The sequence below is a fragment of the Streptomyces sp. NPDC003943 genome (assembly GCF_053605265.1).
This window is the reverse complement of record NZ_JBSGIW010000085.1, coordinates 1-17,064: the sequence shown is the minus strand read 5'-3', so window position 1 is coordinate 17,064 and position 17,064 is coordinate 1. Positions and strand designations below refer to the sequence as shown.

General features: G+C 72.1%; 13 protein-coding genes and 1 pseudogene. 11 read left to right on the top strand and 3 right to left on the bottom strand.

Features of this window, described 5'->3' with window-relative positions:
* Nucleotides 1–254 precede the first annotated feature (254 nt).
* From ACWEV0_RS28405 to ACWEV0_RS28390, 4 genes are all read left to right on the top strand, one after another.
* Nucleotides 255–1,922, top strand: coding sequence for a fumarate hydratase (locus ACWEV0_RS28405; protein ID WP_453152431.1), 1,668 nt, complete (start codon nucleotides 255–257; stop codon nucleotides 1,920–1,922).
* 242 nt (nucleotides 1,923–2,164) lie between these two features.
* Nucleotides 2,165–3,037: an NAD-dependent epimerase/dehydratase family protein gene (locus ACWEV0_RS28400; protein WP_453152429.1), complete on the top strand. Its 873-nt coding sequence runs from the start codon at nucleotides 2,165–2,167 to the stop codon at nucleotides 3,035–3,037.
* Nucleotides 3,038–3,080: 43 nt separating this feature from the next.
* Nucleotides 3,081–3,875, top strand: a complete 795-nt coding sequence (locus ACWEV0_RS28395; RefSeq protein WP_453152428.1) for an MBL fold metallo-hydrolase — start codon at nucleotides 3,081–3,083, stop codon at nucleotides 3,873–3,875.
* Between the two features lie 144 nt (nucleotides 3,876–4,019).
* Nucleotides 4,020–4,649, top strand: coding sequence for an HAD family acid phosphatase (locus ACWEV0_RS28390; protein WP_453152426.1), 630 nt, complete (start codon nucleotides 4,020–4,022; stop codon nucleotides 4,647–4,649).
* A gap of 18 nt (nucleotides 4,650–4,667) precedes the next feature.
* Here the strand turns inward: ACWEV0_RS28390 and ACWEV0_RS28385 are convergent, their stop codons facing one another.
* Complete coding sequence (locus tag ACWEV0_RS28385) at nucleotides 4,668–5,174, bottom strand: dirigent protein (protein WP_453152424.1); 507 nt, start codon at nucleotides 5,172–5,174, stop codon at nucleotides 4,668–4,670.
* A gap of 95 nt (nucleotides 5,175–5,269) precedes the next feature.
* On the opposite strand from ACWEV0_RS28385, the gene ACWEV0_RS28380 reads away from it, so the two are divergent.
* Nucleotides 5,270–5,923 carry a lipoprotein gene (locus ACWEV0_RS28380; protein ID WP_453152422.1) on the top strand — a complete coding sequence of 218 codons (654 nt, stop codon included), beginning with the start codon at nucleotides 5,270–5,272 and terminating at the stop codon, nucleotides 5,921–5,923.
* A gap of 10 nt (nucleotides 5,924–5,933) precedes the next feature.
* Here ACWEV0_RS28380 and ACWEV0_RS28375 read toward each other — a convergent pair whose 3' ends face one another.
* The gene (locus ACWEV0_RS28375; RefSeq protein ID WP_453152420.1) at nucleotides 5,934–7,466 is read right to left on the bottom strand and encodes a ricin-type beta-trefoil lectin domain protein; all 1,533 of its coding nucleotides are present in this window, start codon (nucleotides 7,464–7,466) and stop codon (nucleotides 5,934–5,936) included.
* 119 nt (nucleotides 7,467–7,585) lie between these two features.
* Here ACWEV0_RS28375 and ACWEV0_RS28370 point away from each other — a divergent pair, with 119 nt between their 5' ends.
* The 3 genes from ACWEV0_RS28370 (at nucleotide 7,586) to ACWEV0_RS28360 (ending at nucleotide 11,905) form a co-directional block, all read left to right on the top strand.
* Nucleotides 7,586–8,992, top strand: a complete 1,407-nt coding sequence (locus ACWEV0_RS28370; RefSeq protein ID WP_453152418.1) for a class II fumarate hydratase — start codon at nucleotides 7,586–7,588, stop codon at nucleotides 8,990–8,992.
* A 77-nt stretch (nucleotides 8,993–9,069) separates the two neighbouring features.
* Nucleotides 9,070–9,735 (top strand): cytidylyl-2-hydroxypropylphosphonate hydrolase, encoded by a 666-nt coding sequence (fomD, locus tag ACWEV0_RS28365; protein ID WP_403796176.1) that lies wholly within the window; start codon nucleotides 9,070–9,072, stop codon nucleotides 9,733–9,735.
* A 304-nt stretch (nucleotides 9,736–10,039) separates the two neighbouring features.
* Nucleotides 10,040–11,905 (top strand): SpoIIE family protein phosphatase, encoded by a 1,866-nt coding sequence (locus tag ACWEV0_RS28360; RefSeq protein WP_453152416.1) that lies wholly within the window; start codon nucleotides 10,040–10,042, stop codon nucleotides 11,903–11,905.
* A gap of 78 nt (nucleotides 11,906–11,983) precedes the next feature.
* Here the strand turns inward: ACWEV0_RS28360 and ACWEV0_RS28355 are convergent, their stop codons facing one another.
* Nucleotides 11,984–14,176: a transglycosylase domain-containing protein gene (locus ACWEV0_RS28355; protein ID WP_453152414.1), complete on the bottom strand. Its 2,193-nt coding sequence runs from the start codon at nucleotides 14,174–14,176 to the stop codon at nucleotides 11,984–11,986.
* Nucleotides 14,177–14,408: 232 nt separating this feature from the next.
* On the opposite strand from ACWEV0_RS28355, the gene ACWEV0_RS28350 reads away from it, so the two are divergent.
* From ACWEV0_RS28350 to ACWEV0_RS28340, 3 genes and pseudogenes are all read left to right on the top strand, one after another.
* Entirely contained in the window at nucleotides 14,409–14,933 is a 525-nt protein-coding gene (locus ACWEV0_RS28350) for a PadR family transcriptional regulator (protein WP_453152412.1), read from the top strand.
* Nucleotides 14,930–15,613: an ABC transporter ATP-binding protein gene (locus ACWEV0_RS28345; protein WP_453152410.1), complete on the top strand. Its 684-nt coding sequence runs from the start codon at nucleotides 14,930–14,932 to the stop codon at nucleotides 15,611–15,613. The genes ACWEV0_RS28350 and ACWEV0_RS28345 overlap by 4 nt, the downstream gene beginning before the upstream one ends.
* A pseudogene (locus ACWEV0_RS28340) lies at nucleotides 15,610–16,491 on the top strand (FtsX-like permease family protein); the annotation flags it as partial. The gene ACWEV0_RS28345 and the pseudogene ACWEV0_RS28340, both read left to right, overlap by 4 nt.
* Nucleotides 16,492–17,064: the final 573 nt, after the last annotated feature.

The following is a 17,064-nucleotide window of genomic DNA, read 5'->3' as shown; positions in this document are numbered from 1 at the left end:
AGGTCCGCGGATCAGCTCACCCAGGTCCGGATGGCCGCGGTGTCGTCGACGGCACATATGCACACAACCGCCATCATCACTATCAGTGATCACACACTCACGCATCGCGACCAGCACTTGGCCGACGCGTACATCACCCGCCGGGAACTGAGCCTTACCTCACAGGCCCGCCGCCGGAGCCGCGTTCTACGCTGGATGGCGCGCCGCCAACGGAGGCGGCGCCGCTGTCTGCCGAGTGAGGAATGGCCGTCGACATGCCAGAGTTCGCGTACTCCGATCTGCTCCCCGTGGGAGAGGACACCACGCCCTACCGCCTGGTGACCTCCGAGGGTGTCTCCACCTTCGAGGCCGACGGCCGTACGTTCCTCAAGGTCGAGCCGGAGGCGCTGCGCCAGCTGGCCGCCGAGGCGATCCACGACATCCAGCACTACCTGCGCCCGGCCCACCTGGCCCAGCTGCGGAAGATCATCGACGACCCGGAGGCGTCGAGCAACGACAAGTTCGTCGCGCTCGACCTCCTGAAGAACGCGAACATCGCCGCCGCCGGCGTGCTGCCGATGTGCCAGGACACCGGCACCGCGATCGTCATGGGCAAGCGCGGCCAGAACGTGCTCACCCAGGGCCGCGACGAGGAGGCCCTCAGCAAGGGCATCTACGACGCCTACACCAAGCTGAACCTGCGCTACTCGCAGATGGCCCCGGTGACCATGTGGGAGGAGAAGAACACCGGCTCGAACCTGCCCGCGCAGATCGAGCTGTACGCGACCGACGGCGGCGCGTACAAGTTCCTCTTCATGGCCAAGGGCGGCGGCTCCGCCAACAAGTCCTTCCTCTACCAGGAGACGAAGGCCGTCCTCAACGAGGCGAGCATGATGAAGTTCCTGGAGGAGAAGATCCGCTCGCTCGGCACGGCCGCCTGCCCGCCGTACCACCTCGCGATCGTCGTCGGCGGCACCAGCGCCGAGTTCGCGCTGAAGACCGCGAAGTACGCCTCCGCGCACTACCTGGACGAGCTGCCGACCGAGGGCTCCGCCGAGACCGGCCACGGCTTCCGCGACAAGGAGCTGGAGGAGAAGGTCTTCGAGCTGACGCAGAAGATCGGCATCGGCGCCCAGTTCGGCGGCAAGTACTTCTGCCACGACGTGCGCGTGGTCCGCCTCCCCCGCCACGGCGCCTCGCTGCCGGTCGCGATCGCCGTCTCCTGCTCGGCCGACCGCCAGGCCGTCGCCAAGATCACCGCCGAGGGCGTCTTCCTGGAGCAGCTGGAGACCGACCCGGCGCGCTTCCTGCCGGAGACGACCGACGAGCACCTGGACGAGTCGGGTGACGTGGTGAAGATCGACCTCAACCAGCCGATGGACGAGATCCTCGCCGAGCTCACCAGGTACCCGGTCAAGACCCGCCTCTCGCTGACCGGCCCGCTGGTCGTGGCGCGCGACATCGCGCACGCCAAGATCAAGGAGCGTCTGGACGCGGGCGAGGAGATGCCGCAGTACCTGAAGGACCACCCGGTCTACTACGCGGGCCCCGCGAAGACCCCCGAGGGCTACGCCTCCGGCTCCTTCGGCCCGACGACGGCCGGCCGCATGGACAGCTACGTCGAGCAGTTCCAGGCCGCGGGCGGCTCCAAGGTCATGCTGGCCAAGGGCAACCGCAGCAAGCAGGTCACCGACGCGTGCGGCTCGCACGGCGGCTTCTACCTCGGCTCGATCGGCGGCCCGGCGGCGCGTCTCGCGCAGGACTGCATCAAGAAGGTCGAGGTCGTCGAGTACGAGGAGCTCGGCATGGAGGCCGTCTGGAAGATCGAGGTCGAGGACTTCCCGGCGTTCATCGTGGTGGACGACAAGGGGAACGACTTCTTCCAGAACCCGGCCCCGGAGCCCACGTTCACCCACATCCCGGTGCGCGGCCCCGGTCTCTGACCCTCGTCGCACCGCACAGGCCCCCGGCACCCGCCGGGGGCCTGTCGGCGTTCCCGGGCCCCTCCCCCGGCCCGGTCGGGCGGTGTCCGGGCGGCCCTAAGGAGATCTCGTCGCCCGGATACGGCACCTCCGCGCCGCGCCCCCGGTCATCTGACAGATCCGCCGCCCCGTGCTCAGCTCCTACGGTTGCTCCCGGTTGGCCCGGTCGGCGGTCAACCGGGCCTCGATCCAGGGGAGTTGTCATGAAGGTTCTGGTTCTCGGAGCGACCGGCTACATCGGCTCCGCGGTGGTGGCGCGGCTGACGCTGGAGGGCCACGACGTCGTCCCGCTGGTGCGGGACGCCCTCGCGCCGGCACCCGACGTGCCGGTGAAGGTGGGTGATCTGAGCGATCCGGAGTCGCTGCGGGCGGCGGTGACTGACGACGTGGACGCGGTGGTGAACCTGGCGCCCCCGACCGGTGACGAGGCGGTGGACGCCGCCGCGGCCGAGGCGCTGCTCGCGCCGCTGCGCGGCACCGGCCGGGCGTTCGTCTACACCAGCGGCGTGTGGGTGCTCGGCGCCACCGGGGACGCCCCGGTGGGCGAGGACGCGGTGACCGACGCGATCGCCATCGTGGGCTACCGGCCGCGGATCGAGCGGCGGGTGCTCGACGCCGCCGGGGACGGCGTCCGCGCGCTCGTGGTGCGCCCCGGCATCGTGTACGGCCAGGGCGGCGGCATCCCGGCCCTGATGACCGGCTGGGCCCGCGAGCACGGCACGGGGCGGTACGTCGGCTCGGCGGCGACGCGCTGGCCGATGGTGCACGTGGACGACCTCGCCGAGCTGTACGTGCTGGCCCTGGCCAAGGCGGAGGCGGGCGCGGTGCTGCACGGCGTCGCGGACGAGGCGGTGCCGGTGGCCGCGCTCGCGGCGGCCGCGGACCTCGCGGCGGGCGGCTCCGGCCGGGCCGAGTCATGGCCGCAGGAGCAGGCCGCGGAGGCGCTCGGGGCGCCGTTCGCCGAGGCGCTCGCGCTGCACCAGGTGGTGTCGGCGCGCCGGTCCTTCGAGGACCTCGGCTGGCGCCCGAGCCGCCCGCACGTCCTCACCGAGCTGGCCGGCGGCACCCGTGGCTGACGCCGGCGCCGACAACGCGAACGACCCGACCGAGGAGGAGCTCATGACGTACCCCATCTGCCGGGGCTGCGGCACCCAGTACGCCGGACCGCGCGCCGACTGCCCGGTCTGCCTGGACGAGCGGCAGTACGTGCCCCGCGCCGGGCAGCGGTGGACCTCACTGAAGGAGCTGCGCGCCGAGGGACACGGCGGGCGGTTCGAGGAGCAGGGGCCGGGCGTGCTCGGCATCGGCGTCACGCCCGACTTCTCGATCGGCCAGCGCGCGCTGCTGCTGCGTACGGACGCCGGGAACGTGCTGTGGGACTGTCTGCCGTACCTGGACGACGAGATGGTGCGCCGCGTCGAGGAGCTGGGCGGCATCGACCACATCGCGATCAGCCACCCGCACTTCTATTCGGCGATGGTGGAGTGGGCGCACGCCTTCGGCGCGCCGGTCCATCTGCACGAGGCGGACCGGGAGTGGGTGGGCCGGCCGGACCCGGCGCTGCGGTTCTGGAGCGGGCGGACGAAGCGGCTGACGGACGAGCTGACCCTGATCAATCCGGGCGTGCACTTCCCGGGCAGCGCGGTCCTGCACTGGAGCGCGGGCGAGGGGGCGCTGTTCACCGGCGACGTGATCAACGTCGGCCCGGACCCGCGCTGGGTGAGCATCATGTACAGCTTCCCCAACCACGTACCGGAGCAGCCGCAGAAGGTCCGGGCCGCCGTCGACGCGCTGGCGGGTTTCCGCTTCGACCGGCTCTACGGCGCCTGGTGGGACCGGGTCGTCACGTCGGGCGCGGAGGAGGTCCTGGCCCGGTCGGTCGAGCGTTATCTGCGGTTCGAGCAGGGCGAGTGAACCAGGCCCTGGGCCCGGAGCGAGGGCGTGGGCGATCTTTGATCAGAAAGTCGCTACCGACCGGTAGCCCTCCCGTTGCCTACTGGTCAGTATGGGTCGCGAGCATGTCAACCACTGAGCCGGTAGACCCCTCGGGAGCCCCCCATGCCCTCCTCCGCCACCAAGGCCAAGGCCGCCGCCGCCCTCGGCCTGACCGCCGTCCTCCTCGTCGGCCCGGCGCCCGCCGCCTCGGCCGCCGACCCGGACACCCACCACACGTCGAGCGCCGCGCTCCAGGGCGTCGACTACACGACCTGGCGCCATGACGTGGCCGCGGTCGTCGACCAGGCGCGCCCGTACATCGAGGAGCGTGCCGAGCACTCCGACGGCGAGAAGCAGGCCATCGTCCTCGACATCGACAACTCCTCGCTGGAGACGGACTTCCACCCGTTCTGGGAGCTGCCGACCCCGGCCATCCCCGAGGTCCGCGCGCTCGTGCGGGACGCGCACGACCGTGGCGTGGCCGTCTTCTTCGTGACCGCCCGGCCGGGCATCATCCACTCCCTGACGGACTGGAACCTGAAGCAGGCCGGCTACCCGGTGGACGGTCTGTACGTGCGCTCGCTGCCCGACCTGTTCTCCCAGGTCAGCGCATACAAGACGGCCAAGCGCGCGGAGATCGAGGCCAAGGGCTACACGATCGTCGCGAACATCGGCAACAACACCACCGACCTGGTCGGCGGCCACGCCGAGCGGACGTTCAAGCTGCCGGACTACGGCGGCAAGCTGTCGTAGTCCCGGCAGCGCGCGGGCCTACCTGGTGAGGTGGAAGTCCAGCCGGTCGAAGTCCCCGTCGGAGGTCGAACTGACGTAGCCGTGCGCGGACTTGAAGTCGCCCGTGCCGCCGGTGATCGCGATGTCGAAGCCGGAGGGCTGCTCGTTCGAGGTGTCGACCGTGATCAGGGCCTGGGCGGCGAGCTGTCCGCCCGGTCCGCCGTTCAGGACGAAGACGCCGGCGCAGTTGACGTCGGCCTGGTCTCCGGAGATCCGCACGACCGCGCAGGTCACGCCGTCCCGGCCGACCTTGGCGCCGCCCTTGGTCTTGTAGAGGTCGTCGGCCATGGCGAAGACCTGTCCGACCTTGGGCGGCGGGCCGCTCTCGTTGGTGCCGGGGCCGGGGACCGCCTTGGCGTACAGGGTGAAATCGAGGTTGTTGTCGCTGTCGTGGGCGTACGCCGGGACGGCGGCAGCCCCGGCGAAGGCCACGGCGGCGACCGCGCAGGCGCCGAGCGCGCCCGTCCTCCTGAAGCGTCGGAACATGTCCTGCCTCCTGTGGTGGCGGATCTCCCCGAGCACCGCTTCCGATTGTCCGACGCCCGGCAAGCGCTCGCACCCGCTCGGGGGATGATGGGCGCATGCCAGGAAGAGCCCCCATACGTACGACGGTCCCGGCCGCCCTCACCCTGCTCGCGGCGGGGCTGCTCACCGCCTGCGGCACGCGGCAGGATCCGGCCGCGCCCGCCGCCGACCCGGCCGGGCCCCCGGCCGCCGCGCCGAAGGCCACCGCCGCCCCGGCCGCCGTCCCCGCCGGCTCGCTCGGCGGAACCGGGACGGCCTGCGCGCTGCCCGTCACCTTCACCCTCGCCCAGGGCTGGGCGCCGCAGGCGGTCAAGGACCCGGAGAACCCGGAGTTCGCGGCGCTCACCCGGCAGGGCCCGGCCACCGCGCGCTGCGAGGTGGACGCCAAGCCCGCCGGGAACATCGGCTATCTGCGGGTGTGGACCGCCCCGAAGAGCCCGGCGCGCACGGCGCTCGAGGGTTTCGTGAAGGCGGAGCGGGGAGTGAAGGGCGCCGGCTACAAGGACGTCCGGGCCGGTTCGCTGGCCGCCGTCGAGGTCACGTACACGGTGCACAGCGAGGCCCTCGACGAGACGAAGCCGGAGCGGGCGTTCGCCGTCGAGACGCCGAAGGGCACGGTCATCGTCCACCTCGGCGGGCTCGACGCCGAGGAGCACACGGCGATGCTCCCGGCCTACGAGCTGGCCAGGAGCACCGTCAAACCGCTCTGAGAACGTTCCGTTACGCGACGAACCGCTGGTTCGCCGAGCCGTTGCAGTTCTGCAGCCGGACGGGCTCCCTGGCCGCGCCCTGGGTCAGGCAGAGGCCGGTGGCCGAGGCCGGGCGGATCGTGTCGCCGTCGCGGACGTACTTCTGGTTCGCGCCGCCGTGGCAGTTCCAGATGATGAGCGCCGTGCCGGCCGTGTAGTTCGCGCCGGGCACGTCCAGGCAGCGGTCCTGGGTGAGCTGGGTGTGCACGGTGCGGCGAGCGGGGTCGTACCACCAGTTCTGGTTGCGGCCGCCGTGGCAGTCCCAGCCGAGGACGGCGGTGTTGTTCGCCGACTCCGAACCGCTGACGTCGAGACAGTTGCCGGTGGCGGCGTTCTTCAGCGGCTTGTAGACGTCGTCCCAGGCGAGCGGGAAGAGCGTCGGCGTGCCGGAGGAGGCGACGTCGGCGCAGCCCGCCTCGCGCACGTTCGCGTTGTAGATCTGGGTCAGGCAGGACGCGAAGGCGCCGTGGCCGCGGTAGTTGGGGTGGAAGGACTGGCGGACCGAGTTCTCGTCCGGGGTGCCGGGCTTGGACAGGTCGATGTAGAGGCCGCGGGCCCAGGTGTCCTCCATGCAGACCTCGTGGCCGTGGAAGAGCCGCGAGTTGTCGAGGAAGACGGCTCCGGTGTCGGCCGCCGCCTGTCGCATGCCGCGCTCGAAGGCGGGCACGGCGCTGTTGCGGCCCCACTTGGTGTCGGAGTCGTAGCCCTCGCCGCCACAGGCCAGCTTGCCGGGGAAGTCCGGGTTGTCGTAGAAGTCCGGGCCGATGGGGCTCGGGTACCCCATGACGACGAGCTTGTAGTCGCTGTCGGCGTAGCCGGCGCCCTGCATCACGGTCCGCAGGTCGCGCACGGTCTGCTCGACCTTGGGCACGAGCGCGTCGACGCGGGACTGCCAGCCGGGGGCGTACTTGGGCTCGCAGGGGCCCTGGGAGAGCAGGAAGCGCTCGACGCAGTCGGTCATCACGGGACCGAACTGGAGGTCGTCGTTGGCGCCGGCGACGAGCAGCACCATCTTGATGCGGGTGTTGCGCGCCTTGATGGCCAGGTTGTCGCTCTGGACCAGCTCGTCGGCGTACTGCTTCGTACCGCCGATCCGGATGTTGCCGGTGTAAGCGCCGGAGCAGGCCACGTTGAACGTGAGGTCCGCGGGGATCCCGGTGCGGTGGATGGCGGAGTCGGGCGAGCGGTGGCACCAGTTGTCGGGGCCGTTGGTGGGCGACTCGTAGTTCCCGACGCCCTCGCCGGAGATCTCGCTGTCGCCCAGCGAGATGAGCCCGGTCTTGCGCTGGGCGAGCGGGCGTTCCTCGGGGCTTCCGTAGATCCTGGTGGCCTCCGCCGCGCGGATCGCCTCCAGCTCGGGAGAGAGCGGTACGGAGGAGATCGTGGCGGTCGTGGTCGTGTCGGCCGCTCCGGCGGGGGCGGCGGCCGTCATGCTGCCGAGGGCCGCCGCCGCCGCGGCGACGGCCGCGACCGGCCAGCGGAGTCTGTACCTGGTGCGCTCCATTGCGCCTCCTGGAAGTGGGGTTACCCACGGTTTTTACTGGCCGGTAAGCGCCTTGGGAATACGTCGAACAAGACAAGTGCTCAACTTTTGTAAGTGAGTTGACGAGGAGGCTGAGGAAGATGAGCGACGACCGGACCGCCCCGGACGGCTACCGCATCGAGCACGACTCCATGGGCGAGGTCCGTGTCCCGGCCCACGCCAAGTGGCGCGCCCAGACCCAGCGCGCGGTGGAGAACTTCCCCGTCAGCGGGCAGCGTCTGGAGCGCGCCCACATCGAGGCCCTGGCCCGGATCAAGGCGGCCGCCGCGAAGGTCAACGCCGAGCTCGGCGTGCTCGACGCGGACGTCGCGCGGGCCGTCCAGGACGCGGCGGCGGAGGTCGCGGAGGGGCGCTGGGACGAGCACTTCCCGGTGGACGTCTTCCAGACCGGCTCCGGCACCTCCTCCAACATGAACACCAACGAGGTGCTCGCCACCCTCGCCACCGAGCGGCTCGGCCGGGACGTCCACCCCAACGACCACGTGAACGCCTCCCAGTCGTCCAACGACGTCTTCCCGTCCTCCATCCACATCGCCGCGACGGCCGCCGTCACCCACGACCTCATTCCGGCGCTCGACCATCTGGCCGTCTCCCTGGAGCGGAAATCAGCCGAATTCGCGAGCGTCGTGAAGTCGGGCCGCACGCATCTGATGGACGCCACACCGGTCACCCTCGGGCAGGAGTTCGGCGGTTACGCGGCCCAGGTCAGGTACGGGATCGAACGGCTGCGCGCCTCGCTGCCCCGGCTCGCCGAACTGCCGCTGGGCGGCACCGCCGTCGGCACCGGCATCAACACCCCGCCCGGCTTCTCCGCCGCCGTCATCGCCGAGGTCGCCCGCGCCACCGGCCTGCCGCTCACCGAGGCCCGCGACCACTTCGAGGCGCAGGGCGCCCGTGACGGCCTGGTGGAGACGTCCGGGCAGCTCAGGACCATCGCCGTATCGCTCACGAAGATCGCCAACGATCTGCGCTGGATGTCCAGCGGCCCGCGCACCGGCCTCGCCGAGATCAACCTGCCCGACCTCCAGCCCGGTTCGTCGATCATGCCGGGCAAGGTGAACCCGGTGATCCCCGAGGCGGTCCTGATGGTCGCCGCCCAGGTGACCGGAAACGACACCACGGTGGCCGTGGCCGGCGCCGCCGGGAACTTCGAACTCAACGTGATGCTGCCGGTCATGGCCAAGAACCTGCTGGAATCCGTGCGGCTTCTGGCCAACGCGGCCCGGCTGCTCGCCGACCGCACGGTCGACGGGATCACCGCCAACGCCGAGCGGGCCCGCGAGTACGCCGAGTCCTCGCCGTCCGTCGTGACCCCGCTGAACAAGTACATCGGCTACGAGGAGGCCGCCAAGGTCGCCAAGAAGTCGCTGGCCGAGCGCAGGACGATCCGCGAGGTCGTCCTGGACTCCGGGTACGTGGAGCGGGGCGACCTCACCCTCGAACAGCTCGACGAAGCGCTCGACGTCCTGCGCATGACCCGCCCCTGACCGATCCTTGCCGCACCCCTGACCGATCCGTGACCTTCGCCGCAGCGCCGCCGGGGGCCCGCCCCTAAGATCTGCGCATGACAGGATCCGGCCGCTCCCCGCACTGGGCGCCGGGGGATCACATCCTCTGGCGCTACCGCGACAACGGCACCGGCGACGTGCACATCTGCCGCCCGGTGACCGTCGTCCAGGACACCCCGGAGCTCCTCGCGGTCTGGATGGCCCCCGGCACCGAGCTCGTCAAGCCGGTCCTGGCCGACGGCACCCCCGTGCACGAGGAGCCGCTGGCCACCCGCTACACCGCGCCGCGCACCACGACGCGCTCGCACTGGCACGGCACCGGAGTGCTCAAGCTGGCCGCGCCGGGCGACCCGTGGTCGGTGTGGCTGTTCTGGGAGCGGGGCTGGCGGTTCCGCAGCTGGTACGTGAACCTGGAGGAGCCCCGCGCCCGGTGGGACGGCGGGGTCGACTCCGAGGACCACTTCCTCGACCTCTCCGTCTACCCGGACCACAGCTGGAAGTGGCGGGACGAGGACGAGTTCGCCCAGGCGCAGCGGGCCGGCCTGATGGACGCCCGGCAGGCCGCCCGGGTCTCGGCGGCGGGGCAGGCGGCCCTGGAGCTGGTCCGGGCCTGGGGGGCGCCGTTCTCGGCCGGCTGGGAGGACTGGCGGCCCGACCCGGCCTGGCCCGTACCCGAACTGCCGGCCGACTGGGATCGCACCCCGGCGCACACCGGGTCATGAGACCCTTGCTGCGCCCCCGGGGTGCAACCGTAGGATCGTCCTCCGCAAGCACCTGGACCAGCACCGGGACCAGCACCCGACGGATCGGACAGCACGTCAGAGACCAAGCCCGCGACCGGGCCTGACCAACAGTCACCCAGGAGCGTCTCATGAGGGGGAGAGCAGTGTCGGAGCCGTGCGCGGGTGCCTTCCCCCCCTCCCGCACATCGACCTCGTGCCGGGGGTTTAGCCCTGCCGAAGGCGCGGCATCGGCGATGAGAGCGCGTGCAACGCACCACCGGCCCGGACGGACGGAATCCCAGGCGTGACGGAGCATCCCACCTCCCACGAAGGCCGCAAGGCGATGGCCGCGCGACCGCAGGAACGCACTCGCCCCCGCCAGGAGCCGGCGGCCGCGGCGGCCGTCGCGGTGCCCGCGCCGGCGCCCGGCGGCGGGCCCGGCGACAAGCCCGGCGCCCCCGGCAGCCCCGAGGCCGCGGCGGCTCGCCGCGAGGGCGAGCGGCTGCGGTTCGTGGGCGCCGCGACCCGGCGCATCGCGCGCGGCCTCGACCTCGACGAGATCGTCCTCGGCCTGTGCCGGGCGACCGTGCCCACGTTCTCCGACGCGATCCTGGTCTATCTGCGCGACCCGCTGCCGGTGGGCGACGAGCGGCCGGCCGAGCCCTTCGTGCTGCGGCTGCGCCGCACCGACCGGCTGCGGTTAACGGACCTGGAGGGCGAGGAGCTCGTCCTCGTACCCGACCCGGATCCGACGCCCGCGGCCGAGCTGTGCGAGGTGCGTTCGGGCGGCGCGCTCGCCGAGGTGCTGCGCGGGGTGCGGCCGGTGCCCGGCGACTCCGCCGCCGCCCGCGCCGCGCTGCCGGAGCTGCTCGGCCCGGACCACCCGTTGCCCGCCGGGCACCGGGCCATACTCGCGCCGCTGCGGGGGCGGCGGCGGGTGATCGGCGCGGCCGTGTTCCTGCGCCGCCCGGAGCGGGCCGCGTTCGAGCCGAACGACCTGCTCGTCGCCGCCCAGTTGGCGACCCACACCGCCCTCGGCATCGACAAGGCGGTGCTCTACGGACGCGAGGCGTACATCGCGGACGAGCTGCAGCGCACCATGCTGCCCGACTCGCTGCCGCAGCCGACGGGCGTCCGGCTGGCCTCCCGCTACCTGCCGGCGGCGGAGACGGCCCGGGTCGGCGGCGACTGGTACGACGCCATCCCGCTGCCCGGCAGCCGGGTCGCGCTCGTCGTCGGCGACGTCATGGGCCACTCCATGACCTCGGCGGCGATCATGGGCCAGCTGCGCACCACCGCGCAGACCCTGGCCGGACTCGACCTGCCGCCGCAGGAGGTGCTGCACCACCTGGACGAGCAGGCCCAGCGGCTCGGCGAGAACCGCATGGCGACCTGCATGTACGCGGTGTACGACCCGGTCTCGCACCGGATCACCATCGCCAACGCGGGCCATCCGCCGCCGATACTGCTGCACCTGGGCGGCCGGGCCGAGGTGCTCCGGGTGCCGCCGGGCGCGCCGATCGGCGTCGGCGGGGTGGACTTCGAGGCGGTGGAGCTGGACGCGCCCGCCGGGGCCACGCTGCTGCTCTACACGGACGGTCTCGTGGAGTCCCGGCTGCGGGACGTGTGGACCGGGATAGAGCAGCTGCGCGAGCGGCTCGCGGCGACGGCCCAGCTCACCGGTCCTGACCACGCGCCGCCGCTGGAGGCGCTGTGCGACGACGTGCTCGACATGCTCGGCCCGGGCGACCGGGACGACGACATCGCGCTGCTCGCGGCCCGCTTCGACGGGATCGCGCCGAGCGACGTGGCGTACTGGTTCCTGGAGCCGGAGGACGCGGCCCCGGGCCGGGCCCGCCGGCTGGCCCGGCGGGCGCTCGCGCGCTGGGACCTGGAGGACCTCACCGACTCGGTGGAGCTGCTCGTCAGCGAGGTGGTGACGAACGCCGTGCGGTACGCGGAGCGGCCGGTGACGCTGCGGCTGCTGCGGACGGACGTGCTGCGCTGCGAGGTCGGCGACGACTCGCCGCAGCTGCCCCGGCAGCGGCGGGCGCGGGACACCGACGAGGGCGGGCGCGGCCTGTTCCTGGTGAACCGGCTGGCCCGGCGGTGGGGCGCGACGCGGCTCTCGGGCGGCAAGGTGGTGTGGTTCGAGCTGGCGACGCGCTGAGCGCGTACCCGTAGCGCCTCGGGCACGAAGAAGGGCCGGCCCCCCGGTGGGGGTCCGGCCCTTTTCGTCATCGGCCTGTCACTGGCCCGTCGGGTTTCCGTCGACGGTGCCCGAGCCGCCGTCCGGGAGCGGCGGCAGCGTCGGGTCCGTCGTCTTCGTCCGGGTCGGCGTCGGCTCCGGCGGGGTCGTCGCGGTCGACGTGGGCGGCTGCGGCGGGGTGGTGCCGGTGGGCGTCGGCGGCTGGGTCGGCGCGCTGCTCTCGTCGGAGGGCGTCGCGGTCGGGGTCGGCGAGCCGGTGGTCGCGGTCGGCGTCGGGACGGTGTCGCCGCCGGAGGTGCCGTCCGTCTCCAGGTCGAAGGCGGTGTCCGAGCCGCCGTGCAGCGCGGTGGTGGTGTAGGCGCCCCAGATCTCGGCCGGGGTCTTGCCACCGTTGGCGCGGCCCGGGTTGATCTTGTTGGTCAGGGTGACCTGGTTGCCCGCGGAGTCCTCGCCGAACAGGCCGACGGCGGTGACCAGTTCCGGGGTGTAGCCGACGAACCAGGCCGAGCGGTTGTTCTCGGAGGTGCCGGTCTTGCCGGCGGCCTGGTACGGGCCGGCGGCGCGGAAGCCGGAGCCGGCCTGGACGACGCCCTCCATGGCCTTGGTGGTGGTGTCGGCGGCCTCACGGCTGATGACCCGCTCGCCGATCGACTTCACCGGCTCGACCGTGCGGTCCTTGTGCTCGGCGGACTTCACGACGGTCGGGGTGACCTTGACGCCGTGGTTGTCGAGGGTGGCGTAGGCGCCGGCCATGTCCATGGTGGAGGCGCCCATGACGCCGAGGGACATCGCGGGGGTCGCGCCGAAGTCCTTGCCGTCCTTGAGGCCGAGCGCGATGCCGGTCTGCTTGGCCTTGGTGGGGCCGACGTCCACGATCATCTGGGCGTAGACCGAGTTGATCGAGCTGTTGGTGGCCTTCTGGACGGTGACCGGGCCGTAGCTCTGGCCGTCCTCGTTCTCCGGGGCGAAGGGGACGGCGCTGCCGACGACCGGGCGCTGGCTGGTGCCGTCGTAGATCGTGCCGAGGCCGATCTTGCGGCCGTCCTGGGTCTCGGCGCCGTTGTCGAGCGCGGAGGCGAGGACGATCGGCTTGTACGTGGAGGCGGGCTGGTAGTCGCGCCGGGTGGCGTTGTTCGTCCAGTGCTCGGTCGCGCCGACGCCGCCGTACATGGCGACGACCGCGCCGGTCTTCGGGTCGACGGAGGTGGCGCCGGCCTGGACGGTGGCGTTCTTCTTGCTGTTCTCGCGGTCGAGCTTGGCCTCCAGCTGCTCGTCGACCGCCTTGACCAGGGCCTTCTGCTTCTTCTCGTCGATGTTGAGGGTGATCGTCCAGCCGCCGGCCTTCAGGTCCTCCTCGCTGACGCCCTGACGCATCAGCTCCTGGTTCGCCGCCTCGACGATGTAGCCGGACTGGCCGCTCATGCCCTTGGGGGCCTTGGGCTTCTGCGGGGCGGGGAACTTCAGTCCGGCGCGCTTGCCGGCGTCCAGCCAGCCCTCCTCGACCATGTTGTCGAGGACGTAGTTCCAGCGCGCCTCGACGAGCTTGCGGCCCTCGGGGCCGGCGAAGGTCCAGTCGTACTGGCTGGGGGCCTGGAGCACGGAGGCGAGGTAGGCGCCCTGGGCGACGGTCAGCCTGGTGGTGTCCACGCCGTAGTACGCCTGCGCCGCGGCCTGGATGCCGTAGGCGTTCCGGCCGTAGTAGCTGGTGTTGATGTAGCCGGCGAGGATCTCGCTCTTCTTCATGCGCTGGTCGACCTTGAGCGCGATGACCATTTCCTTGAGCTTGCGGGTCGCCGTCTGGTCCTGGCTCAGGTAGTAGTTCTTGACGTACTGCTGGGTGATCGTCGAACCGCCCTGCTTGCCCTTGCCGGTGAGGGTGTTCCAGGCGGCGCGGGCGGTGCCGAGGATGTCGACGCCGTTGTCCTTGTAGAAGGTCTTGTTCTCGGCGGCGACGAAGCTGCGCTGGACGTCCAGCGGGACCTTCTCCAGGCCCACGATCTCCCGGTTGATCTTGCCCGTGCGGGCCATGACCTTGCCGTTGGAGTACTTGTAGACGTTGCTCTGGAGGGTCGCGTCCGCGTTGGCCGTCGGCACCGGGACCATCAGGTACAGCGCGTAGAAGGCGCCCATGGCGAGCAGAGCGCCCACGAGGAACGTGCCCAGGAGTTTCTTCCAGGTGAAGAGGCGGCGTATGCGCCCCTTGCCCGCCTGGCTCTTGCCCGTACGGCCCATGTCCTCGTTCGCTCCGCTCGTCTTCGAAATCAGCTCAGCAAGCTAACACCGCCGATCGCGACAAAGAGCGATCCATCCGGCTTTTCCGGGCGTGAGAATGAGCACCCACGCCCAAGGGAACCGACGCTTCGCAGGCTGGGATGGTTGTGTGCCACCGGTCACAGAACTGGCGTCCGGCACCGGCAGGGGTAGCTATACATCGTGCGTATACACCACGTGTACAGTGGCGGGCATGTCCATCGGTCACACCCTTCTCGGGCTCCTGGAGTCCGGCCCGCGCCACGGCTACGACCTCAAGCGCGCCTTCGACGAGCGCTTCGGCCACGACCGGCCGCTGCACTACGGGCAGGTCTACTCGACCATGTCCCGACTCCTGAAGAACGGCCTCGTCGAGGTCGACGGCATCGAGGCCGGCGGCGGCCCCGAGCGCAAGCGGTACGCCATCACCGAGGCCGGCATCACCGATGTCGCGCACTGGCTGGCGACCCCCGAGAAGCCGGAGCCGTACCTCCAGTCCACGCTCTACACCAAGGTCGTCCTCGCCCTGCTCACCGGCCGCGGCGCCGCCGAGATCCTCGACGTGCAGCGCGCCGAGCACCTGCGCCTGATGCGCGAGCTCACCCGGCGCAAGAAGGACGGCGACCTCGCCGACCAGCTGATCTGCGACCACGCGCTCTTCCACCTGGAAGCCGATCTGCGCTGGCTGGAACTCACCACCGCCCGTCTCGACCGGCTCGCCGAGGAGCTCCGCCGATGACCACCGCACCGCTCCTGCGGGCCGCCGGCATCACCAAGGCGTACGGCCCGACCCCCGCCCTCACCGGCGCCGACTTCGCCCTGCGGGCCGGCGAGGTCGTCGCCGTCATGGGCCCCTCCGGCTCCGGCAAGTCCACCCTGCTGCACTGCCTCGCCGGCATCGTCCGCCCCGACACCGGCACCATCCACTACGACGGCCGCGAACTCACCGCGACGAGCGACTCCGCGCGCAGCGCGCTGCGCCGCTCCGACTTCGGCTTCGTCTTCCAGTTCGGCCAGCTGGTGCCCGAACTGACCTGCGCCGAGAACGTCGCCCTGCCGCTCCGGCTGAACGGCGAGCGGCGCAAGGACGCCGAGCGCCGGGCCGCCGAGTGGCTGGCCCGCCTGGAGGTCGAGGACGTGGCCGCGAAGCGGCCCGGCGAGATCTCCGGCGGCCAGGGCCAGCGGGTCGCCGTCGCCCGCGCGCTCGTCACCGCCCCGCGGGTCATCTTCGCCGACGAGCCGACCGGCGCCCTCGACTCGCTCAACGGCGAGCGCGTGATGCGCCTGCTCACCGACGCCTCCCGGGACACCGGCGCCGCCGTCGTCCTGGTCACCCACGAGGCCCGGGTCGCCGCCTACTCCGACCGCGAGATCACGGTCCGCGACGGCGCCGTACGGGACACGGAGTGGGCCGTATGAACCTGCGCTCCTGGGCCCGCGACCTGGGGCTCGGCGCCCGCTTCGCCGTCACCGGCGGCCGCGGCGGCTGGCTCCGCACCACCCTGACCGCCACCGGCATCGGCCTCGGCGTGGCCCTGCTGCTCGTCGCCGCGTCGCTGCCGAACATGCTCTTCCAGCGGGAGGTACGGGAGTCCGCCCGCGCCGTCGACGCGAGCCGGGAGGTCACCCGGCCCGGCCCGGACACCTTTCTCCACGCCGACCAGGAGACCCGCTACCGCGACGACACCGTCACCGGACTCCTGCTGCGGCCCGAGGGCCCGCGCCCCGCGGTCCCCCCGGGAGCGGCAGAGGTGCCGGCGGACGGCGAGATGCTGGTCTCCCCCGCCCTCCGCGACCTGCTCGCCTCACCCGAGGGCGCCCTCCTGCGCGCCCGCCTCCCGTACGAGATCACCGGCACCATCGGCCAGCCGGGACTGATCGGCCCGACCGAACTCCGTTACGTCGCCGGCAACGCCGCCCTCACGCCCGGACCCGACGTCAGCCGCGGCGTCCGCTACGGCTGGTCCGTGCCGGAGGAGCCCGCCAACTCCTTCCTGCTCCTCCTCGTCGTCATCGCCTGCGTCGTCCTGCTGCTGCCCGTCCTCGTCTTCATCGCGGCCGCCGTCCGCTTCGGCGGCGAGCGGCGCGACCGGCGACTCGCCGCGCTCCGGCTCGTCGGCGCCGACACCGCCATGACCCGGCGGATCGCCGCGGGCGAGTCGCTGGCGGGCGCGGTGCTCGGGCTCGCGGCCGGCGCCGGCTTCTTCGCCGCGGCCCGGCAGCTCGCCGGCACCTTCCGGATCTGGGACGTCAACGCCTTCCCGTCCGACGTGTCCCCGGTGCCGTGGCTCGCCGCCGTGATCGTCGGGTCCGTGCCCGTCGCCGCCGTCGTCGTCAGCCTCGTCGCCCTGCGCGGCGTCGTCATCGAACCGCTCGGCGTCGTCCGGGACACCGCCCCGAAGCCGCGCCGGCTCGTCTGGCGGCTCGTCCTCGTCCTCGCGGGCGTGGGGCTGCTCGTGCCGACCGTCGGCCGGGTCGAGGCCACCGGCACCTCCATCGACACCGCCGGCATCGCCGTCGGCGCCACCCTCGCCCTCATCGGCCTCACCACCCTGCTGCCCTGGCTGGTGGAGGCCCTGGTCAAGCGGCTGCGCGGCGGCCCGGTCGCCTGGCAGCTCGCCACCCGCCGGCTCCAGCTCAGCAGCGGCACCGCCGCCCGTACCGTCAGCGGCATCGTCGTCGCGGCGGCCGGCGCGATCGCCCTGCAGATGCTGTTCCAGGCCATGCAGAGCGACTTCATGCGGGTCACGAACATGGACACCGCCCGGGCCCAGCTACCAGATCGCCGTCCAGTCACCCTGCCGCTCGGCGACCGCGTAGCTCTGGCCGGTGGACGCCCGCGCGCCCGTGTCGTTCACCCCGGTCGTGGA

What these genes read in the sequence shown, in the direction of transcription:
- ACWEV0_RS28405 (WP_453152431.1), top strand. Translation starts at nt 255, where the DNA reads ATGCCAGAGTTCGCGTACTCCGATCTGCTCCCCGTGGGAGAGGACACC.
- ACWEV0_RS28400 (WP_453152429.1), top strand. Translation starts at nt 2,165, where the DNA reads ATGAAGGTTCTGGTTCTCGGAGCGACCGGCTACATCGGCTCCGCGGTG.
- ACWEV0_RS28395 (WP_453152428.1), top strand. Translation starts at nt 3,081, where the DNA reads ATGACGTACCCCATCTGCCGGGGCTGCGGCACCCAGTACGCCGGACCG.
- ACWEV0_RS28390 (WP_453152426.1), top strand. Translation starts at nt 4,020, where the DNA reads ATGCCCTCCTCCGCCACCAAGGCCAAGGCCGCCGCCGCCCTCGGCCTG.
- ACWEV0_RS28385 (WP_453152424.1), bottom strand. Translation starts at nt 5,174, where the DNA reads ATGTTCCGACGCTTCAGGAGGACGGGCGCGCTCGGCGCCTGCGCGGTC.
- ACWEV0_RS28380 (WP_453152422.1), top strand. Translation starts at nt 5,270, where the DNA reads ATGCCAGGAAGAGCCCCCATACGTACGACGGTCCCGGCCGCCCTCACC.
- ACWEV0_RS28375 (WP_453152420.1), bottom strand. Translation starts at nt 7,466, where the DNA reads ATGGAGCGCACCAGGTACAGACTCCGCTGGCCGGTCGCGGCCGTCGCC.
- ACWEV0_RS28370 (WP_453152418.1), top strand. Translation starts at nt 7,586, where the DNA reads ATGAGCGACGACCGGACCGCCCCGGACGGCTACCGCATCGAGCACGAC.
- fomD (WP_403796176.1), top strand. Translation starts at nt 9,070, where the DNA reads ATGACAGGATCCGGCCGCTCCCCGCACTGGGCGCCGGGGGATCACATC.
- ACWEV0_RS28355 (WP_453152414.1), bottom strand. Translation starts at nt 14,176, where the DNA reads ATGGGCCGTACGGGCAAGAGCCAGGCGGGCAAGGGGCGCATACGCCGC.
- ACWEV0_RS28350 (WP_453152412.1), top strand. Translation starts at nt 14,409, where the DNA reads ATGTCCATCGGTCACACCCTTCTCGGGCTCCTGGAGTCCGGCCCGCGC.
- ACWEV0_RS28345 (WP_453152410.1), top strand. Translation starts at nt 14,930, where the DNA reads ATGACCACCGCACCGCTCCTGCGGGCCGCCGGCATCACCAAGGCGTAC.